This is a genomic window from Rahnella inusitata (genome assembly GCF_018288855.1).
Lineage (GTDB): Bacteria > Pseudomonadota > Gammaproteobacteria > Enterobacterales > Enterobacteriaceae > Rahnella > Rahnella inusitata.
Genome location: NZ_CP065024.1, coordinates 143,667 through 163,526 on the forward strand (window position 1 = coordinate 143,667; position 19,860 = coordinate 163,526).

At 54.7% G+C, this 19,860-nt stretch carries 20 protein-coding genes; 8 read left to right on the top strand and 12 right to left on the bottom strand.

Annotated elements, in window-relative coordinates; translation table 11 throughout:
* Window positions 1-10 precede the first annotated feature (10 nt).
* The 4 genes from livG to I2123_RS00655 all read right to left on the bottom strand — a co-directional run bounded on the left by livG (window position 11) and on the right by I2123_RS00655 (window position 4,263).
* Window positions 11-781, bottom strand: coding sequence for a high-affinity branched-chain amino acid ABC transporter ATP-binding protein LivG (gene livG, locus I2123_RS00640; protein ID WP_112165584.1), 771 nt, complete (start codon window positions 779-781; stop codon window positions 11-13).
* Window positions 778-2,067 (bottom strand): high-affinity branched-chain amino acid ABC transporter permease LivM, encoded by a 1,290-nt coding sequence (locus tag I2123_RS00645; protein ID WP_213051580.1) that lies wholly within the window; start codon window positions 2,065-2,067, stop codon window positions 778-780. The genes livG and I2123_RS00645 overlap by 4 nt, the downstream gene beginning before the upstream one ends.
* Window positions 2,064-2,990, bottom strand: a complete 927-nt coding sequence (gene livH / locus I2123_RS00650; RefSeq protein WP_112165580.1) for a high-affinity branched-chain amino acid ABC transporter permease LivH — start codon at window positions 2,988-2,990, stop codon at window positions 2,064-2,066. The genes I2123_RS00645 and livH overlap by 4 nt, the downstream gene beginning before the upstream one ends.
* 160 nt (window positions 2,991-3,150) lie before the next feature.
* Entirely contained in the window at window positions 3,151-4,263 is a 1,113-nt protein-coding gene (locus I2123_RS00655; RefSeq protein ID WP_112165578.1) for a branched-chain amino acid ABC transporter substrate-binding protein, read from the bottom strand.
* A gap of 403 nt (window positions 4,264-4,666) precedes the next feature.
* Here I2123_RS00655 and panM point away from each other — a divergent pair, with 403 nt between their 5' ends.
* Complete coding sequence (gene panM, locus I2123_RS00660) at window positions 4,667-5,044, top strand: aspartate 1-decarboxylase autocleavage activator PanM (RefSeq protein WP_213051581.1); 378 nt, start codon at window positions 4,667-4,669, stop codon at window positions 5,042-5,044.
* A gap of 65 nt (window positions 5,045-5,109) precedes the next feature.
* Here the strand turns inward: panM and rpoH are convergent, their stop codons facing one another.
* The 4 genes from rpoH to ftsY form a co-directional block, all read right to left on the bottom strand.
* Window positions 5,110-5,967, bottom strand: coding sequence for an RNA polymerase sigma factor RpoH (gene rpoH / locus I2123_RS00665; protein WP_112165574.1), 858 nt, complete (start codon window positions 5,965-5,967; stop codon window positions 5,110-5,112).
* Window positions 5,968-6,296: 329 nt separating this feature from the next.
* Window positions 6,297-7,277 carry a permease-like cell division protein FtsX gene (gene ftsX / locus I2123_RS00670; RefSeq protein ID WP_112165572.1) on the bottom strand — a complete coding sequence of 327 codons (981 nt, stop codon included), beginning with the start codon at window positions 7,275-7,277 and terminating at the stop codon, window positions 6,297-6,299.
* Entirely contained in the window at window positions 7,277-7,939 is a 663-nt protein-coding gene (ftsE, locus tag I2123_RS00675; protein WP_112165570.1) for a cell division ATP-binding protein FtsE, read from the bottom strand. Before ftsE ends, ftsX begins: the two co-directional genes overlap by 1 nt.
* 5 nt (window positions 7,940-7,944) lie before the next feature.
* Complete coding sequence (gene ftsY / locus I2123_RS00680) at window positions 7,945-9,423, bottom strand: signal recognition particle-docking protein FtsY (RefSeq protein ID WP_213051582.1); 1,479 nt, start codon at window positions 9,421-9,423, stop codon at window positions 7,945-7,947.
* A gap of 225 nt (window positions 9,424-9,648) precedes the next feature.
* Between ftsY and rsmD the strand changes: the two genes are divergently transcribed.
* Entirely contained in the window at window positions 9,649-10,260 is a 612-nt protein-coding gene (rsmD, locus tag I2123_RS00685; RefSeq protein WP_112165566.1) for a 16S rRNA (guanine(966)-N(2))-methyltransferase, read from the top strand.
* 1 nt (window position 10,261) lies between these two features.
* A complete protein-coding gene (locus I2123_RS00690; protein WP_112165564.1) occupies window positions 10,262-10,540 on the top strand; it encodes a DUF1145 family protein in 279 nt (92 codons plus the stop codon).
* A 9-nt stretch (window positions 10,541-10,549) separates the two neighbouring features.
* On the opposite strand, the gene I2123_RS00695 is transcribed toward I2123_RS00690, so the two are convergent.
* The gene (locus tag I2123_RS00695; protein ID WP_213051583.1) at window positions 10,550-10,912 is read right to left on the bottom strand and encodes a DUF2500 domain-containing protein; all 363 of its coding nucleotides are present in this window, start codon (window positions 10,910-10,912) and stop codon (window positions 10,550-10,552) included.
* A 218-nt stretch (window positions 10,913-11,130) separates the two neighbouring features.
* Here I2123_RS00695 and I2123_RS00700 point away from each other — a divergent pair, with 218 nt between their 5' ends.
* Window positions 11,131-11,757: a lysoplasmalogenase gene (locus tag I2123_RS00700; protein ID WP_213051584.1), complete on the top strand. Its 627-nt coding sequence runs from the start codon at window positions 11,131-11,133 to the stop codon at window positions 11,755-11,757.
* Between the two features lie 123 nt (window positions 11,758-11,880).
* Window positions 11,881-14,220 (top strand): zinc/cadmium/mercury/lead-transporting ATPase, encoded by a 2,340-nt coding sequence (locus I2123_RS00705; protein ID WP_213051585.1) that lies wholly within the window; start codon window positions 11,881-11,883, stop codon window positions 14,218-14,220.
* Window positions 14,221-14,223: 3 nt separating this feature from the next.
* On the opposite strand, the gene tusA is transcribed toward I2123_RS00705, so the two are convergent.
* Window positions 14,224-14,487 carry a sulfurtransferase TusA gene (gene tusA, locus I2123_RS00710; RefSeq protein WP_112165629.1) on the bottom strand — a complete coding sequence of 88 codons (264 nt, stop codon included), beginning with the start codon at window positions 14,485-14,487 and terminating at the stop codon, window positions 14,224-14,226.
* 231 nt (window positions 14,488-14,718) lie between these two features.
* Here tusA and I2123_RS00715 point away from each other — a divergent pair, with 231 nt between their 5' ends.
* The 3 genes from I2123_RS00715 to glpT all read left to right on the top strand — a co-directional run bounded on the left by I2123_RS00715 (window position 14,719) and on the right by glpT (window position 17,846).
* Window positions 14,719-15,390 carry a 7-cyano-7-deazaguanine/7-aminomethyl-7-deazaguanine transporter gene (locus tag I2123_RS00715; RefSeq protein WP_112165556.1) on the top strand — a complete coding sequence of 224 codons (672 nt, stop codon included), beginning with the start codon at window positions 14,719-14,721 and terminating at the stop codon, window positions 15,388-15,390.
* A gap of 154 nt (window positions 15,391-15,544) precedes the next feature.
* Window positions 15,545-16,102, top strand: coding sequence for a DcrB family lipoprotein (locus I2123_RS00720; RefSeq protein WP_112165555.1), 558 nt, complete (start codon window positions 15,545-15,547; stop codon window positions 16,100-16,102).
* A 391-nt stretch (window positions 16,103-16,493) separates the two neighbouring features.
* Window positions 16,494-17,846 carry a glycerol-3-phosphate transporter gene (glpT, locus tag I2123_RS00725; protein ID WP_112165553.1) on the top strand — a complete coding sequence of 451 codons (1,353 nt, stop codon included), beginning with the start codon at window positions 16,494-16,496 and terminating at the stop codon, window positions 17,844-17,846.
* An 81-nt stretch (window positions 17,847-17,927) separates the two neighbouring features.
* Here glpT and yigL read toward each other — a convergent pair whose 3' ends face one another.
* Window positions 17,928-18,731, bottom strand: a complete 804-nt coding sequence (gene yigL, locus I2123_RS00730; RefSeq protein WP_112165551.1) for a sugar/pyridoxal phosphate phosphatase YigL — start codon at window positions 18,729-18,731, stop codon at window positions 17,928-17,930.
* Between the two features lie 47 nt (window positions 18,732-18,778).
* Entirely contained in the window at window positions 18,779-19,771 is a 993-nt protein-coding gene (gene pldB / locus I2123_RS00735) for a lysophospholipase L2 (protein WP_213051586.1), read from the bottom strand.
* Window positions 19,772-19,860: the final 89 nt, after the last annotated feature.

Consider the following 19,860-nt stretch of genomic DNA (forward strand, 5'->3'; position numbering starts at 1 on the left):
GTTCTGTCCCTTACCCTTCGCCAAGATACGCACGGATCACATCCGGATTGTTACGAATTTCAGCCGGTGTGCCCTGCGCCAGCGGCGTACCCTGATTTACCACGTAGATGCGGTCAGAAATGCCCATCACTAGTTTCATATCGTGCTCAATCAGCAACACCGACACGCTGTGCTGGTTACGCAGTTCGGCGATCAGCTGGTTCAGCTCTTCGGTTTCGCGTGGATTCAGACCGGCAGCAGGCTCATCGAGCATCAGGATTTCCGGACGCGTCACCATGCAGCGAACAATCTCCAGACGACGCTGCTGACCGTACGCCAGATTGCCCGCCTGACGGTTCGCCAGCTCAAGTAAACCGACGCGCTCCAGCCAGTCGGCGGCGCGATCCAGTGCATCAGCTTCGGCACGGCGAAAGCCCGGCGTCTTGAACAAACCGGCCAGCACGCCACTTTTCAGATGCTGATGCTGGGCGACCAGCAGGTTTTCGATCACCGTCATTTCGCGGAACAGTCGCACATGCTGGAATGTCCTGACGACGCCCATACGGGCAATTTTCTGCCCCGGCAATCCTTCAAGATGCTGTTCGCGTAGTTTGATGGTGCCGCCGCTCGGTTTGTAGAAACCAGTCAGGCAGTTGAACACCGTGGTTTTACCGGCACCGTTCGGGCCGATCAGTGAAACGATTTCGCCCTGATTAAGGTTCAGCGCCACGTTATTGACTGCCAGCAGGCCGCCAAAACGCATCGTCAGACCTTCAACGGCTAACAGAGGTTGCGTGCTCATGCCTGTTCCCCCTGATCGGCGATTTGTTTTTTAGACAGCTTCAGTTTGAGCTGCGGGCGCTTCATCGGCAGTAAGCCCTGCGGACGCCAGATCATCATCAGCACCATCAAAGCACCGAGAAGTAACATGCTGTATTCGTTAAGATCACGCATCAGCTCCCGCGACACTACCAGCAGGATAGCCGCCAGGATGACCGCAAACTGTGAGCCCATTCCGCCGAGCACCACGATAGCCAGCACGAAAGCGGATTCCGCAAAGGTAAAGGATTCCGGGCTGACGAAGCCCTGACGTGCAGCAAACAGCGTACCGGCGAAACCGGCAAACGCAGCGCTGATGGTGAACGCGGTGAGTTTGATGCGGGTCGGATTCAGGCCAAGAGAGCGGCAGGCGATTTCATCTTCACGCAGCGCTTCCCACGCACGGCCCAGCGGCATCCGCAGCAAACGGTTGATGATGAACAGCGTGGCGACCACCAGCAGCAGCGCGACCATGTAAAGGAAGATAATGCGGTCGCTCGGGTCATAGGCGACGCCGAAGAAGTTGCTGAACGTGTCCCAGCCACCGTCGCGCGGTGTCCGGCTGAATTCCAGTCCGAACAGCGTCGGTTTGGGGATCTGGCTGATGCCGTTCGGGCCGCCGGTCAATTCGGTGTTATTGAGCAGCAGAATACGCACGATTTCGCCGAAACCGAGCGTCACGATCGCCAGATAATCACCTCGCAACCGCAGCACCGGGAATCCGAGCAGGAAACCAAATGCCGCCGAGACCAACCCGGCCAGCGGTAATGCCTCCCAGAAACCAATTCCATAATAATGGTTGAGCAGCGCGTAGGTGTAGGCGCCGATGGCGTAAAAACCGCCGTAGCCCAGCACCAGCAGGCCCGATAAGCCCACGACGACGTTCAGACCGAGACCCAGCATGATGTAGATGAGCGTCAGCGTGGCGATGTCCACCGTGCCACGCGAGACGATAAACGGCCAGGCGACAGCAGCGATGATCAGAACCAGCGCCAGTAGTTTTTGTTTCGGCGTCGAGCCGTCAAAACTCGGCAGAACCCAGCCCGGCCCGGAGATTTTCTTCAGACCGCTGCTCACCATCGGGCGGAACAGCTGGAAAACAAAGACAATCGCACAGCCGATGGCGATCCACGTCCAGCGCACTTCGCCCGCGCCGTTCACCACCAGTTTGGTGCCGTCGAGGCTAAGTTGCAGCCCCATGATGAATGCCGCCAGAATCAGCAGGACAAACGCAGAGACCAGCGCATTTAAGAGGTTCAGGCGCTTCATACTTTCTCTACCTCCGGACGGCCCAGAATACCGGTCGGCAACACCAGTAACACGACGATCAGAAGCGCGAAGGAGACCACGTCTTTGTATTCAGTACTCAGATAAGCGGAAGTCAGCGCTTCGGCCACGCCAAGGATCAGGCCGCCGATCATTGCGCCCGGAATGCTGCCGATACCGCCAAGCACCGCCGCGGTGAAGGCTTTCATCCCGGCCATAAAGCCGATGTACGGGTTAATCACACCATAGAACTGACCGAGCAGCACACCTGCCACCGCCGCCATCAGAGCGCCGATAACAAACGTCAGGGAGATCACACGGTCTGTGCTTATCCCAAGAAGGCTCGCCATTTTGAGATCTTCAGCGCAAGCGCGGCAGGCACGGCCCATGCGCGAATAGCGAATGAACAGCGTCAGTGCCAGCATGGCGATAAAGGTCACAACCCAGATGATCAGCTGCATGGTGCTGATGGTCGCCGCGAAGCCGTTAGTTTCGCCGATCGTCCACTGGCCGGTGACCAGGCTCGGTAAGGCGAGATCGCGCGAGCCCTGCGTCAGGCTGACATAGTTTTGTAAGAATATGGACATCCCGATGGCGGAAATCAGTGCGATCAGACGTTTGGAGTTACGCACCGGCTTATATGCCACGCGTTCAATACTCCAGCCGTAGGCACTGGAAATCACAATCGCCGCGATAAATCCGGCACCGATCAGCAACCAGCTGGCATCGATACCCATCATCATCAGGGCGGCAATCACGATAAAGGAGACATAGCTGCCGATCATATACACCTCGCCGTGGGCGAAGTTGATCATGCCGATAATGCCGTAAACCATGGTGTAACCGATGGCGATCAGCGCGTAAGTACTGCCCAACGTTACGCCGTTGAACATCTGCTGAGTGAAATAGAGGAACTGCTCTGACATACCCTATCCTTATAAATCAAGGGTTTGATAACTTGTGCTACTCCTCCCCCTGCGAAGGGGAGGTTGGGAGGGAGTTTAGTAAACAACACAGTTGCCATTAATACCCCACCCCAGCCCTCCCCTTCACAGGGAGGGAGCGGAGGACCACTTTGGTGCGGTTTTATTTGATAGGGGTAGACGTGCCGTCTTTATGCCATTCGAAAATACCGAATTCGAATCCTTTCAGATCGCCCTTCTCATCCCAGCTCAGCGGTCCCATGACGGTATCCACTGAAGCTGATTTCAGGTTTTTAGCAATGTCTGCCGGTTCCATGCTGCCACTGCGTTCCATACCGGTGGTCAGCGCCTGCAATGCGGCGTAAGTCGTCCAGACGAACGGACCGGTTGGATCCAGTTTCTTGGCTTTCAGGGAATCAACGATTGGCTGGTTAGCCGGCACCTGGTCATAGCGTTTTGGCAGGGTAACGAACATCCCTTCAGACGCATCACCGGCGATGTTAGACAGTGAGGAGTTGCCCACGCCTTCCGGCCCCATGAATTTGGCGTTCAGACCGGCCTGTTTGGACTGGCGCAGGATCTGGCCCATTTCCGGGTAGTAGCCGCCAAAGTACACGAAGTCGACGTTATCTTTCTTCAGACGTGCCACCAGCGTGGAGAAATCTTTGTCGCCTGCGGTCACACCTTCAAACAGCACGACGTTACCGCCGCCTTTTTTCAGCGCGTCCTGAACAGAGCGTGCCAAGCCTTCGCCGTACTGTTGTTTGTCATGCACAACGGCAATACGTTTTGGCTTAATGGTGTCGAGGATGTATTTCGCCGCCGTCGGGCCCTGATCGGAATCCAGACCGGTGGTGCGCATCACCATTTTGTAACCACGGGTGGTCAAATCCGCGTTGGTCGCGGCTGGCGTAATCATCAGCACGCCTTCGTCTTCATAGATATCGGAAGCGGGCTGAGTAGAAGAAGAACACAGATGGCCGATCACGTAACGGATACCGTCGTTGATCACTTTGTTCGCCACGGCGACGGCTTGTTTCGGGTCACACGCATCGTCGTATTCGACGCCAACCAGTTTGTCGCCTTTTACGCCGCCTTTGGCGTTGATATCAGCGATAGCTTGTTTTGCGCCCGTAAATTCCATATCGCCATACTGGGCAACCGGCCCTGACATTGCGCCGACGATGGCAACTTTAATGTCTTTTGCAAACGCAGCCTGGCTCATTGCCAACGCGATACACCCTGCCAGCCAGATCTTACCCTTTGTTACTTTCATCCGATTACCCCGTTGATGTGTGTTGTGGTTTGCTCTTTCTTTGCCTGTTCAAAACATCATCACTTAAGAAATTTAGTATAAGTAATAACGAGTTACCGGCTTATTTCGTCTAATTTTCAAATAAGACTTTATAATTCATATCATTAAACAGGAATTTTCTTCTGCAAATCAAATAGCACAATCAGAAATATGAGGTGTAAACAGAATTTTATCTGGGCGAATACGCGGTTCCTTTTCAAACAATCAGTGGTTAACGCTGGCATTATTGATTAAAGCCAACATTTATCGCTTATACAGGGATCTGAAAAAAAGTTTTCGACTTGATACTGTACAAAAAAAGTTACGCACCGTTTTTAGTGGATTCCGCTACACTGGCTTTCCCATTTTCTGACCTGTCCGCCTCATGAAATTAACTATCCAAAGACTCACTTCACTCAGCGCACAAGACCTGATTGATCTGGCAAAAATCTGGCCTGAGCAAACCGAAAGCGATTGGCAAAACTGCCTGAAGCCGGACCGTGCGTTATTCGCTGCCGTCTTCAACGAACGTATTCTGGGCGCAGTGAAAATCCGGCTAAACGGCACACACGCCGAACTCAGTGACCTGCTGGTGCGTGAAGTGACACGCCGTCGCGGCGTTGGGTTATATTTGATGGAAGATACGCAGGTACAGTTGCCTCAAATCAACAGCTGGGAGATGAAGGCGGAACCTGAAAGAGTACTGGATGCGTTTATGCGGGCGTGCAGGTTTGTACGCGAAGGGAATGTCTGGAAGAAATAACGTCTGGGTTTCAGGTATAAAAAAAGCGACCCGAAGGTCGCTTTTTCACGTCAGAAACGCACTTATCAGGCTTCGATCGCCACGCGCAGTTTCTTCATCGCGTTCTTTTCCAGCTGACGAACACGTTCTGCTGAAACGCCGTACTTATCGGCCAGTTCCTGCAGAGTGGATTTATTGTCGTCATCCAGCCAGCGCGCACGAATGATATCCTGGCTACGTTCGTCCAGACCTTCCATCGCGGAAGAGAGTTTGTCTGTCGCGTCACGATCCCAGTTATCTTCTTCGATGCTTTCTGCGAAGTCAGAACTCTTGTCTTGCAGATACAGCATCGGCGCCATCGCCGCGCCGTCGCGTGGTTCATCATCCGGCGTTGGGTCGAACGTCATGTCCTGTGCGGCCATGCGCGATTCCATTTCCAGCACATCTTTGCTGGTCACACCCAATTCGCGGGCAACGTGCTCCACTTCGTCGTGGCTGAACCAGCCCAAACGCTGTTTGTTTTTGCGCAGATTAAAGAACAGCTTACGCTGTGCTTTCGTAGTCGCGACTTTCACGATGCGCCAGTTACGCAGCACATATTCGTGAATCTCTGCTTTGATCCAGTGCACCGCAAAGGACACCAGACGCACACCGACTTCCGGATTAAAACGGCGAACCGCTTTCATCAGGCCGATGTTACCTTCCTGGATAAGGTCTGCCTGTGGCAAACCGTAACCTGAATAGTTGCGGGCAATGTGAGCAACAAAGCGCAGGTGAGACAGGATCAGGTGTTTAGCCGCTTCCAGGTCACCGTCGTAATGCAGCCGTTCAGCCAGCGCCCGTTCTTCCTCTGCGGTGAGCATAGGATAGGCATTGGCCGCCCGAACATAGGCTTCCAGGCTACCTTGGGGTACTAATGCTAAAGCGCGCATTTCTTTGGTCATTCAAGCCTCTCATGTATGACGTAATGCAGGTTTTATACCACGTTGCTGCGGGATGATACCGCCTCGCTGCCGGTCTGCTTTTAACGAAAAGTGACCACAACAAAGCAACGCCGAGCCCTTCATATTCGCTGCTCTTCGACCACGAATTTTACATAAAGTTCAGGGACGGTTTCAACAGTCTGAAGACTCTAAGTGACAGACTGACTATTGGATAGTGAATTTGTGCCATTGCGGGGAAAGCAGGAAAAGATGATGCGAAATGATGTGAAGCAGCTCTCCCCCTGTGACACGATTCTTGAGCAGCAGGGGGAGATTATAGCAAAAATTCGCTACTGTGGTGTAAATCGCCGTAAATGTTGCACCGTCGCCAGCCAGGCGGCGATCCATCCAATCATGGCGGAAACCAGCAACAGCAGCAGGCTTTCGTCCCAGCCCAGCCCGTGCAGGTCAAAGGTCGTACCGAAGACCTGTGCGACCTGAGTCACCACGCTCTCAAGGCGCAGCACCAGTACTTCGGAGAGTACCAGCGACAGCAATGCGCCTGTGAACCCGAGCATCGCGCCCCCATTGAGGAAGGGCCGCAAAATGAAGCCGTCGGTCGCGCCTATCAGCTTCATGACGTTGATGGTATCGCGGCGGCTGAAGATGCTCAGACGCACACTGTTACCAATGACAAGGAACACAGCGATCACCATCAGGATGCCGATCATCGCGGCTATCTGACCCACCAGACCGGTTAGCGCCGCCAGACGGGCAAACCAGCTGTCGTCCATACGCACTTCATCCACGCCCTGCACAGCCGCCACACGATCGCGCAAGGTGTTGAGTGTTGCAGAGTCCTGGAAATTCATTTTCGGCGTAATGATGGCCACCGCAGGCAACGGATTTTGCTCAAGCATATCCATCGCGCCGCCAAAGCCAGACCAGTTGCGGAATTCGCCCATCGCTTCCTCGCGGGAGAGATAGTTGACTTTATCGACGCCCGCTTCGGTTTTAAGGGTTTTCACCACGTTTTCGGCCGCGTTGTCATCCAGCGCTTTGTCGAGATACACCGTCAGCTGTGGCGTCGGGTACCACTGTTCGGCCGCCGTACTGACGTTTTTCCATACCAGATAACATACGCTCGGCAGGGTCAGGGAAATCGCAATCACCATTACCGTAAGCAGCGTGGCCAGCGGCTGACGCAGCATGTCCGCCAGCGCGTTCATCCACGCATAGCGCCACTGTTCACGCCAGCCCCCTTGCAACGCTTTACTTTTCGCTGCGCGGGCGCTTTTTGCGGTTTTCGTCGGGTTTGGACTGTTCGCCATTAGTACACTCCTCCCGACATCCGGCCCTGACTCAGCGTCAGCGTGCGGTAATTACGACGGGCAATCAGACCCACGTCATGCGTCGCCATCAGCACGGTGACGCCAACCCGGTTAAATTCTTCGAATAAACGCAAGATACCTTCCGACAGTTCACCGTCAAGGTTACCGGTCGGTTCATCCGCCAGCAGCACCGCAGGCTTGTTGACCACCGCGCGGGCAATGCCCACACGTTGTTGCTCACCACCGGACAGCTGGATCGGCAGGTTTTTGGCTTTATCCAATAACCCGACTTTATCCAGCGCGGCCGATACGCGGCGACGAATGTCTTCCGTACTGGCACCGGCGATAATCAGTGGCATCGCCACGTTGTCGTACACGGTGCGATCCATCAGCAGATGGTGATCCTGGAAGATCATCCCTATCTGACGGCGCAGGAACGGCACTTCACTGGATTTCAGGCGGCTGATGTCGTGGCCGCCAAACAAAATCTGCCCGGCGCTCGGACGCTCAATGCCGCAAATCAGCTTCAGCAGGGTACTTTTACCCGCACCAGAGTGACCGGTCAGAAATGCCATTTCCGCTTGCTGGATGTGAAAATTGACGCCCTGAAGCGCCTGTCGTCCGCCCAGATAAGCTTTACTGACCTGTTCAAAGCGAATCATCCGTATTAATCCTCTCGGGCAAAAAGTGCCTCAATAAAATCGTCTGCCTTAAACGGCCTCAAATCTTCGATACCTTCGCCGACCCCGATATAACGAATCGGAATGCTGAACTGATCGGCGATGGCGAATATCACGCCGCCTTTTGCGGTGCCGTCCAGTTTAGTCAACGTAATGCCGGTTAGCCCGACTGCTTCGTTAAACAATTTGGCCTGACTGACCGCATTCTGGCCGGTGCTGGCGTCAAGCGTCAGCATAACCTCATGCGGCGCGTCTTCGTCGAGTTTCTTCATCACGCGGACGATCTTCTTCAACTCTTCCATCAGATGCGCTTTGTTTTGCAGACGTCCCGCGGTATCGGCGATCAACACGTCGATACCGCGGGCTTTGGCCGCCTGAATGGCATCGAAAATCACGGAAGCTGAATCCGCGCCGGTATGCTGTGCAATCACCGGGATCTTGTTGCGCTGACCCCAGACCTGCAATTGCTCCACCGCCGCCGCACGAAACGTATCGCCCGCCGCCAGCATCACCGATTTACCCTGCGCTTCAAACTGACGCGCCATTTTACCGATGGTGGTGGTTTTCCCGACGCCGTTTACGCCGACCATCAGAATGACATACGGGGTTTTTCCGCTGACATCCAGTGGCTGCTCTACTTTTGACAGAATTTCGGACATTTCTTCCTTCAGCTTGCCGTAAAGCGCATCGGCGTCTTTAAGCTGCTTGCGGGAAGCGTGTTCAGTAAGAGAAGTGATGATTTTGCGCGTCGTTTCGACACCAACGTCGGCGATCAGCAGCTGTTCTTCCAGCTCTTCGAACAGATCGTCGTCGATTTTCTTACCGCGGAACAGGCCGACAAAGCCCGAGCCAAGATTCTGCCTGGTTTTCACCAGGCTGCGTTTCAGGCGGGCAAAGAAACCTTCTTTGGTCGGGCGTTCCTGCTCGGTTTCCCCGGCAGGCAGCACAACGATAGGATCCATCGCGACCGGCAGCGGCTCATTTTCAACGACGACATTATCATCGACCGCATCCAGGGAATCTTCGCGGGCGTCTTCGGCGATTTCAGCCGCTGACTCAACGAAGTCGTCTTCAATGATCTGCTCTTCCAATACCACCGGTTCATCAACGACCGGCGCATCAACAATAATGGGTTCTTCGATTTCCGCTTCAATAACAACAGGTTCAGCAACCGCAGATTCTTCAATGACCTGCTGCGCCGCCACCTGTTCTGTGATGTGAACAATTTCTTCTGCCAGTTCCTCAGCAGCCTCTAAACGTGCAGGCTCCTCAACATCGGGTTCCGGTTCTGTCAGGGGTTCAGGCTCGATAACCGGCTCAGGTTCGGCGATCGGTTCCGGCTCAACGGGAACGCCGGGTTCTTCGACAACCGGCACCTCTTCGCGCGTTTCTTCTTTCTGCTGCTCTTCTTCCTGACGGCCACGGCCAAACCAGGAGAAGAAACCGCGTTTTTTATCTTTAGCCATTTTACAACTTCACTCCTCGCCGCTAATGATTGGCGAACGGATTATTAATAGGGTTATAGTCGGGCAGTCTATCACTTTCCCCTTCCGGCAACACGCCCGCGTGTTGAATTCCGCTGGTTTTTCAATCGCCCATGTTAAACATTTGCCCATTCCCCGCACACCGGTAGAATAGCCCTCCAAACGATATGCAACGAAGCCGACGGCTTCGGATTACACAAGCGAACTATGGCAAAGAAACCCAACACTCCCGCCGCAGGCCAAATCCGAATTATTGGCGGACTCTGGCGCGGACGTAAACTTCCGGTTCCACACAGTCCGGGTCTGCGCCCGACGACCGATCGCGTGCGCGAAACGCTGTTTAACTGGCTCGCGCCGGTGTTACAGGGCGCACATTGTCTGGACTGTTTTGCCGGCAGCGGCGCGCTGGGTCTGGAAGCGTTGTCACGCTATGCCGCCAGCGCCACCCTGCTGGAGTTCGAACGCCCGGTTGCGCAACAGTTAGAGAAAAACCTGGCGCTGCTAAACGCCAAAGATGCGAAAGTATTTAACGTCAATACATTGAACTGGCTGGCAAAAGCCGGAAGCGCCTTTGACGTGGTTTTCCTCGATCCGCCTTTTCGCAAAGGCATTCTGCAAGACACACTGAATTTGCTCGAGCAAAATCAGTGGCTGGCTGACGAGGCCTGGATTTACGTCGAAACGGAAGCCGAACACGACACACTTGATGTGCCCGCCAGCTGGCGGTTACACCGTGAGAAAGTCGCCGGACAAGTTGCTTATCGTCTTTACCATCGCGATGTGACGCCTGAAACCGGCTCACCTGAACAGGAGCAGTAAGATGTTGATCAATATTGGTCGGTTGTTGATGTTGTGTATTTGGGGGTTTCTGGCGTTTAACCTGATTCATCCATTCCCGAAACCGATCAAATACTTTCTGGATGTGGCGATTGTCTTCATGTTCTTCATGCACGGTTTGCAAGTGATGTTGCTTAAAGCCACGCAGGGGAAAGAAAAAGATACGATTGGCCCGTGGCTGCAAACGCGCATTTTTCTGTTTGGCGTGTTTGAACTGATGGCATGGCAGAAGAAACAACCGCCGCTGCCAACCAAAAAGTAATCTCTGTTTTTACGGCGCGTCCTGCGCCGTAAAAGCCACAAAACGGCTGCCCTTCACGCTTAATACCCCCTTTTGGCCTTTCGCCAGCTGGTGATATGCCGCTTCATCCAGCACGAGTTTCAGCTCTGAACCGCTGTTTTGCGGTTTGAAATAGCCTTCATACTTTTTATCTTCGACCGGGATCTGCTCCCGCTGGCGCGATCGCCGGTTGGGCGACAGGTATTCACGCTTGGCCGTCACTTCCACCTGCAATGTACGAAGCGGCGCGGCGTCGTTATCAGCATTGGTACGGCGCTGCTGAAAATACTGGCGGGTGGCGAAAATCGCGATGACCACGATAAACGCAATAAAAATCATCGGAGGTTTAGTCATTGTTTGTCTGTATTCGTTGAAGATGAAGGCGATAATGCAATCAGCCTAATTTAGCATGTGGGAATTCGCCACACAGCCTGAAACAGGGATTTCTGATTGTCGAAGGCAGCGCCAGTCTCCTACACTGAGATCAAATACAGGAAAACAGGATGCGTTTTCCTGCACGCAGACACTGGCATGGGTTTGATGTTTTGTTTTGAAATATAAAAGGATAAACAATGAGTTGGCCATTCCTCGCTGTATTTTTTTCCGGCTGGTTGTTCGTTGATGCCAGCTACCGCGGCCTGCGCTGGCAGCGCTGGGTCTTCAAACCTGTCACCTTATTACTGCTGCTCTTACTCGCCTGGCAGGCACCGACGCTCAATGTGTACAGCTATCTGATCCTGCTGGGTCTGGCGGCGACATTGGTGGCCGATGGCCTGCTGCTGTTGCCAGAAGAGCGGTTTATGTACGCCCTCGGCGCGTTCTTCCTTTCGCATCTGCTGTATACGCTCAGTTTCGCCAGCCAGATGACGATTACCTTTTTCTGGCCGCTACCGCTGGCCTTGCTGGTCATTGGCACGCTGCTGCTGGCGGTTATCTGGTCAAGGCTGGCCGAGCTTAAATGGGCAGTAACCACTTACATCGCGATGACGCTGCTGATGGTCTGGCTGGCGGGAGAACAGTATTTCGCGCGCAGCACCGACATGGCATTCTCGCTGTTCTGCGGAACCGTCCTGCTTCTGCTGGGCAATATTTTCTGGTTGCTCAGCCGTTACCGGTTCAAGTTCCGCGTCGCCGACGGGCTAGTTGCTGCCTGCTATTTCGGCGGTCATTTCCTGATTGTGCGATCGCTTTATTTGTAACCGGTATTAAAATCACTGCGGCGGAACCTTCCGGTTCCGCCCTCTCAAATATCGCTTGACCCTGGAGTCTACTCCAACGTTTAAACTGCCTGTAATCTCATTCGGTTTCAACCCGGAGGCAGTATGATCCCACTTCAAAAAAATACCGGCTGTACCTGCGGTTGTCAGGGCAAACGTGCGCCCGGACTGCACATCAATAAAATCAGCGCCGTTGCGCCAGCCCCTTGTTGCAGCGATAAACCAGCCGTTGCGGCATCAGCATGCGCTTCCACAGACAGCTGCTGCGCACCAAAAACAAGTGAACACTCACACACCACAGCCGACGGCACACTGGAAGGCTCGCCGGGTGAAGATGATCCCAGCGCGCCACTCTCCGGCAACCAGCAATACAGCTGGCGTGTCGAGGGGATGGATTGCCCGGCCTGTGCCCGTAAAATCGAAAATGCCGTATCAGGCCTGAACGGCGTCAGTCGCGCCAAAGTGCTGTTCGCCACCGAAAAACTGGTGATTGACGCCAGCCATGATATTTCGCAAAACGTTCTGCACGCCGTCACCGGCGCAGGATTTACCCTGCAATCCCTCGATAAAACGCAGAATCCCCCCGCGCAGGACGCATCACTGCTGAAAGAATATTTGCCGCTGATCGCCCTTTCCGCACTGATGTTACTGAGCTGGATCCTCGATATTTTCAATCCGCAGGCCGGTGAAATTGCGTTTATCGCCACCACGCTGGTCGGCCTTTGGCCGGTGTTGCTTCAGGCGATCCGCCAGACACGTTCCGGTTCGCCTTTTGCCATCGAAACGCTGATGAGCATCGCCGCGCTGGGTGCGCTGTTTATCGGTGCCACCGCCGAAGCTGCGATGGTATTGCTGCTGTTTATGATCGGTGAACGTCTCGAATCCTTTGCCGCCAGTCGCGCGCGCAGTGGGGTGAAAGCACTGATGGCGCTGATCCCGGACACCGCCGTACGGGTTATTGATGGCAAAACAGAATCCGTGCCGGTCGCCAGTCTGCGTCCCGGCGATATTATTGAAATCGCCGCCGGTGGGCGTCTGCCTGCCGATGCAGTTTTGCACAGCGCCGCCAGTTTTGATGAAAGCGCGCTGACCGGTGAATCGGTACCGGTCGAGCGCCTGCCTGGAGAAAAAGTCCCGGCGGGCAGCCTGTGCGTCGATCGTCTGGCGCGTCTGGAAGTCGCCTCCGCGCCCGGCAACAGCGCTATTGACCGCATCCTGCAACTGATCGAAGAAGCCGACGAGCGCCGCGCGCCGATCGAGCGTTTCCTCGATACCTTCAGCCGTTACTACACGCCGATCATCATGCTGCTTTCGCTGCTGGTCATTATCATTCCGCCGCTGGCGATGGGGCTTTCGTGGGAAACGTGGATTTATCGCGGTCTGACGTTACTGCTGATCGGCTGCCCGTGTGCGCTGGTGATTTCGACGCCTGCGGCGATCACGTCCGGACTGGCGGCGGCCACGCGTCAGGGCGCGTTAATCAAAGGCGGTGCAGCGCTGGAACAGCTGGCGTTGATCGAAACCGTGGCGCTGGATAAAACCGGCACGCTGACCGAAGGTAAACCAGAGGTCACCGACGTGTTGGTGCTGAATGGCGCCAGCGAAGGCGAAGTGTTAAGCCTCGCGGCTGCGGTCGAAGAAGGTTCACATCATCCGCTGGCGCAGGCGATTTTAGCCCGCGCGAAAGCTCATAATCCGCTGCCAATCACCGCACAGGATCGCCGGGCACTGGCCGGTTCCGGCGTGGAAGGGATTGTCTCGGGCAGAAAGATTCAGGTGCTGGCACCAAAGCACGTGGAAGAAAGTGCGCTGAGTGCGGCCGCCACAACACAAATCGCCGAGTGGGAATCCACCGGTAAAACTGTGGTCGTCGTGATGCAGGACGCGCAGGCCATCGGTCTGGTGGCGATGCAGGATCGCCTGCGCGATGACGCCGTCGACGCGTTACGCAGTCTCAAAGCGCTCGGCGTATCGGCAGTGATGCTGACCGGCGATAATCCGCGTGCGGCGAAAACCATTGCTGACCGGCTGGGCATTGATTTCCGCGCCGGTTTACTGCCCGCCGATAAAGTCTCCGCGGTCACTGAGCTGAACGCCATGAAACCGGTGGCAATGGTCGGCGACGGCATCAACGATGCACCGGCGATGAAAGCCGCAACAATCGGGATTGCGATGGGCAGTGGCACTGACGTGGCGCTGGAAACCGCCGATGCTGCGCTGACGCACAACCGCCTGAGCGGGCTGGCGCAGATGATCAGCCTGTCGCGCGCGACGCGGGCGAATATCCGTCAGAACATCACCATCGCGCTGGGGCTGAAGGCGATTTTCCTGGTCACCACCATTATGGGGCTGACCGGCCTGTGGCTGGCGGTGCTGGCAGATTCAGGCGCAACGGCACTCGTCACTGCCAACGCCCTGAGACTGTTACGCAATAAATCGCGCTGAGGATTACGGGTGGGTCTCGCCGATCCGCCCTTTGCACAGCAGATAACGGTACGGCAGGCTTTCGGTATCAGACGCTAACAACGTGTGTTCCATAAAGCGGCAGAAGCCGGGAATGTCGCGGGTCGTTGCCGGATCATCGGCGACGATCAGCAACGTTTCGCCGTCTTTCATGGTGCGTACCGCTTTACGGACCATCATTACAGGTTCCGGGCAACGCAGGCCCAGCGCATCAAGCTGATGGTCCGGGTTGATAAAGGGATCGGTCATTTCGTTTCTCAACATTTTCAGCGGCAATGCGCGATTGTACGGTAATGGGCCACAGTTTAACCCGCTGGTTTTCTCACGCAACCTGCGCAAACCGTTGCGCTATAATTAACCACCGGATTTGTTGCGCAAACGCTGCGCAACAGATACTATGCGCGCCGCACCGGAAATACCGGTGTGAAAGAAAAGACACTCTTGGGTTCCCTCACCCCAATTCACTAAAAAGGTCACATCATGTATTCCTTTACTGCTCAACAGCGGTTTTCCGCGTTGATATGGCTTTCGCTTTTCCACATCGCCATCATTACTTCCAGTAACTATCTGGTTCAGTTGCCCGTCTCCATTTTTGGTTTCCACACCACATGGGGCGCGTTCACGTTTCCGTTTATTTTTCTGGCGACCGATCTGACCGTGCGGATTTTCGGTGCGCCTCTGGCGCGACGGATTATTCTTTCCGTGATGGTGCCTGCACTGGCCATCTCCTACGTCATTTCCGCCCTGTTCTTTGAAGCGCAGTGGCAGGGTGTCGGCGCACTCAGCAGCCTGAACATCATGGTGGCACGCATCGCGACCGCCAGCTTTATGGCGTATGTGCTGGGTCAAATTCTCGACGTTCACGTCTTCAACCGCCTGCGCCGGAACCGCCGCTGGTGGATAGCACCGGTTGCCTCGATGTTCCTGGGAAATATCAGCGATACGCTGTCGTTCTTTTTCATCGCGTTCTACAAAAGCACCGACGCCTTTATGGCCGAACACTGGGTGGAAATCGCGCTGGTGGATTACACGTTCAAAGTGCTGATCTGTCTGGTGTTCTTCCTGCCAATGTACGGCGTGCTGCTGAACATGCTGCTTAAGCGGCTGTCCGCTCAGGGAAATCACACCTCGTCGGCCATGCGCGCGCACTAGCGGTTAACAAGGGGCTTTCGCCCCTTATCAGATCCGCCTTCACCAAAACACAAATCGCGCCATAATCTGACTTGCATTTGCGGCGTGAATAGGTTGCCATAAGGCCGTTAAGTCAACATCTAAGCCTGATGAACAGGCCACTTAAGGAAGACCGATGCGTAACTTCGCTAAAATGATGGGAATGGCAGTACTGGTCGCCGGTCTGGCGGCGTGTGACGGTAAAACGACTGACGCACCGGCAGCAGATAAAGCAGCCGCCGCCGCGACAACCACCGCGCCAGTCAGCCTGCTGGATGGAAAAGTCACCTTCTCCCTTCCGCAGGGAATGAGCGACCAGAGCGGTAAGCTGGGCACTCAGGCAAACAACATGCACGTGTACGCCGACAGCACCGGTCAGAAAGCGGTGATTGTGATCCTCGGGGATAACACGACCGAATCGCTGGGAACGCTGACTGCCCGTTTGCAGGATCAGCAAAAAGCCCGCGATACCAACCTGCAGGTTGTGACGAACAAATCGATTCAGGTTAACGGCCAGACGATGCAACAGTATGACAGCGTGATCACCTCTGCCGGTCAGAAAGCTTATTCGTCTATCGTGCTGGGTAAAGTGGACAGCCATCTTCTGACGCTGCAAATCACCCTGCCGGCTGACAATCAGCAACAAGCGCAGGCGGATGCCGAAGCTATTATCAATACCCTGAAAGTTCAGTAATCTTCACTTTCAGCGGCACTCTCAGGCGGAGCTTTGGCTCCGCTTTTTTGTTGCTGATCTGCCAGGTTTGACACCTCATCGCGTTGTCCACAGAGTTAAAATGGATTTTTTCGCTCACATTCGAAGGGAAACGCGCGCGATCACGTTAACGAACGGGATACCTTTCAAAAACGTGATCAAACCAGACATTCCGGCCTTCTGACGTTTCATTTTGTTACTCAATATCGCAAAATCCGCCTCCTTAGTCATAAAACTGTAACAATTATGTCATCTATCACAGTTCATCGGCGCTCTGCCCGTTAGCATGATGTTCGTTTTGGAACATATCGGCATTGCCCTTTGTCAGTGGCTCATGATGAGTCAGACCTGATTTATGCCATGGGAGGCATGTATGCTCAGTATCTTCAAACCCGCGCCACACAAAGCGCCCGTGGATGAAAGCCACGTCGACCCGCTCTATCGCCGTCTCCGCTGGCAAATCTTCATGGGGATTTTCTTCGGTTACGCGGCCTATTATCTGGTGCGCAAAAACTTCGCCCTGGCAATGCCTTATCTCATCGATCAGGGTTTTTCGCGCGGCGATCTGGGCTTTGCGCTGTCCGGGATTTCCATCGCTTACGGTATCTCGAAATTCATTATGGGCTCGGTCTCCGACCGCTCTAATCCGCGCGTATTCCTCCCTGCGGGTCTGATCCTCGCCGCCGCTGTGATGCTGTTTATGGGCTTTGTGCCATGGGCAACCTCCAGCATCGCCATCATGTTCGTGCTGCTGTTCCTGTGTGGATGGTTTCAGGGCATGGGCTGGCCGCCGTGCGGACGCACGATGGTTCACTGGTGGTCACAGAAGGAGCGCGGCGGAATTGTCTCGGTGTGGAACTGCGCGCATAACGTCGGCGGCGGTATTCCTCCCCTGCTTTTCCTGCTCGGCATGGCGTGGTTTAACGACTGGCATGCGGCGCTGTATATGCCCGCTTTCGGGGCGATCCTGCTGGCGGTATTTGCCTTTATGACCATGCGCGACACTCCGCAGTCTTGCGGTCTGCCGCCTATCGAAGAGTATAAAAACGATTATCCGCCTGACTACGTGAAAGAGTCTGCCGAGCAGGAACTGACGGCGAAGCAGATCTTCATGCAATACATTTTGCCCAACAAACTGCTTTGGTATATCGCGCTGGCGAACGTGTTTGTTTACCTGCTGCGCTACGGCATTCTCGACTGGTCACCGACCTACCTGAAAGAAGTGAAGCACTTCGCGCTGGATAAATCCTCGTGGGCGTATTTCCTGTATGAATATGCGGGCATACCGGGGACTCTGTTGTGCGGCTGGATGTCAGACAAAGTGTTCAAAGGCAACCGCGGCGCTACCGGTGTATTCTTCATGGTGCTGGTGACCATCGCCACGGTGGTTTACTGGCTGAATCCGGTGGGCAATCCGGGCGTTGATATGGCCTGTATGATCACCATCGGCTTCCTGATTTACGGCCCTGTGATGCTGATTGGCTTACACGCGCTGGAGCTGGCACCGAAGAAAGCGGCGGGAACGGCGGCGGGCTTTACCGGATTGTTCGGTTATCTGGGCGGCTCGGTTGCGGCAAGTGCCATCGTTGGTTACACCGTGGATTACTTCGGTTGGGACGGCGGCTTTATCGTGATGATTGCCGGATGTGTGCTGGCGGTTCTGCTGCTGGTATTAACTATGCTGAGTGAAAATAAACACAAGGCGCAGCTGGCGAAAAACGCCTGATTCCAAATGTCATGACGCATAGCAAAAAGGCACCGAACGGTGCCTTTTTCTTTTACTGATTAACGGACTTCATCGTCGGGATTATTCAGACAGATACATTCTGCGCAGGTAATGCGGTACCGCATCGTCGGCGTTAGAACCGATGATTTCCGCATCCGGCATCGCTGCTTTCAGGCGCGGCAGGGAGCCACTCATCAGGCAGCCTTTTCCGGCCATGCTCAGCATCTCAAGGTCATTCAGACCATCGCCAAAGGCGATACAGTCTTTCAGCGTGTAACCCATCAGTTTCGAGACGTATTCCAGCGCGTGGCCTTTCGATACGCCGCCTGCCATCACTTCCAGACAGACCGGCAGCGAGAAGCTGACGTTTACACGATCGCCCCAGCGCGCATTGATCGCTTCTTCCAGCGGCAGCAGTTTCTCGTGATCTTCGCAGGTGAAATAGACTTTGCAGATGCCATCCGTTTCCAGCAGACCCGGTTCGTACAACTTGTATTTGAACACGGATTCACGGAAGAAATCGTCCTGGTCGGCGCGGTCGCGGTTCATGTACCAGTCGTCGTTACGGTAAACGTTGGTCAGAATATCCGGATTGTTGTGCATGATGCCGAACAGATCGCGGGCAATATCTTCGTCCAGATTGTGGGAGAAAATCAGTTCACCGTCGGTGTTATGCACGCGCGCACCGTTCGAGGTGATCATATAAGCGCTGATTTCCAGATTGTCACGCATCTGCGCGACATCGATATGGTGACGCCCGGTGGCGAACACAAAATGCACATCGCGCTGCGTGAGCAGCTTGAGCGTCTCTTTTGCGAACGGGCTCAGGGTATGGTCAGGTGATAGCAGTGTGCCATCTAAATCGGAAGCAACAACATGGTACATAGCGTAGGTTCTAACCTCTGATGGAGTTGTGCGCGGCGTACCGCGGATTAATGCTGTCGCACAAAAAAGCGCATGATAGCGTCCAGCGCCTGTGCCCGGAGGTCGTCCCGCTCGAACAGGATCTCATGGCGCGCGCCTTCAATGACCAGCGGTTTATCCCCTTCACAAGGGTGACCCGCAACGGCCATGGCCTGACAAAAAGCAAGATGAGACCGGTTGTCGACCACACGGTCTTCGCTTGCCTGCAATAAAAGGACGGGCGTGGTGATTTTCTCGGCTTCTTTCAGGATATGCATCCCGGCGTCGATACCTTCACGCACCCAGTGATACGTTGGCCCGCCGACTTGCAGCTCGGGATAATCGGCGTAGTAGCGCAGATTGCGGCGATAACGTTCGCGGCTGTGAGTCAGACGATTCACCACAAACGGCAGTGGCCGCCAGTGGCCAGTGCCAAGCGCATAGCCATCGCGACGAACCGGACGGTTTTCCGCCCAGTTGAGGATCCGGCGGGATATCCAGCCCGGCATCGGCAAATAAATGCCGGTCATAGGAGCCAGCAAGGCCGCCGCATCAAAGCTTTGCGGGTTCTTCGCCAGATACAGCGCCAGAATTGCCCCCCCCATAGAGTGTGCCAGCGCGAACTTTTTCTCGTACTGACGGGGCGCAATTTCCAGCTGATAAAAGCGCTCAAAATCTTCTACATAATCATCAAAGTGCTGGACGTGACCGCAGTGTGGATCGTCAAGCATCCTGCCGGAACGCCCCTGCCCGCGATGATCGACAATCATCACATCGTAACCACAGTGAAATAAATCGTAGGCTACTTCGGGGTATTTTACGTAACTTTCGATACGGCCCGGTGACACCATAATGACTTTATCATGGTGGGGGGAACAGAACCGGACGTAGCGGATCGGGACATCGTCAACGCCGTTAAACTCACCTTCCTCACGCGTGCGCCAGAAATCAAGCAAAGGCCCGGTCGCAAAGGCGGCAAACTCCTTTTCACGTGTTAACCAACTTGCGTAATTCGCAGACATTCAATTGATCCAAATTTGTGAGTCGCAGAGGAGAAAAGTGTTATTTGTGAGCTATAGCACAACTATAGACAATGGCGTATTGTGCCATA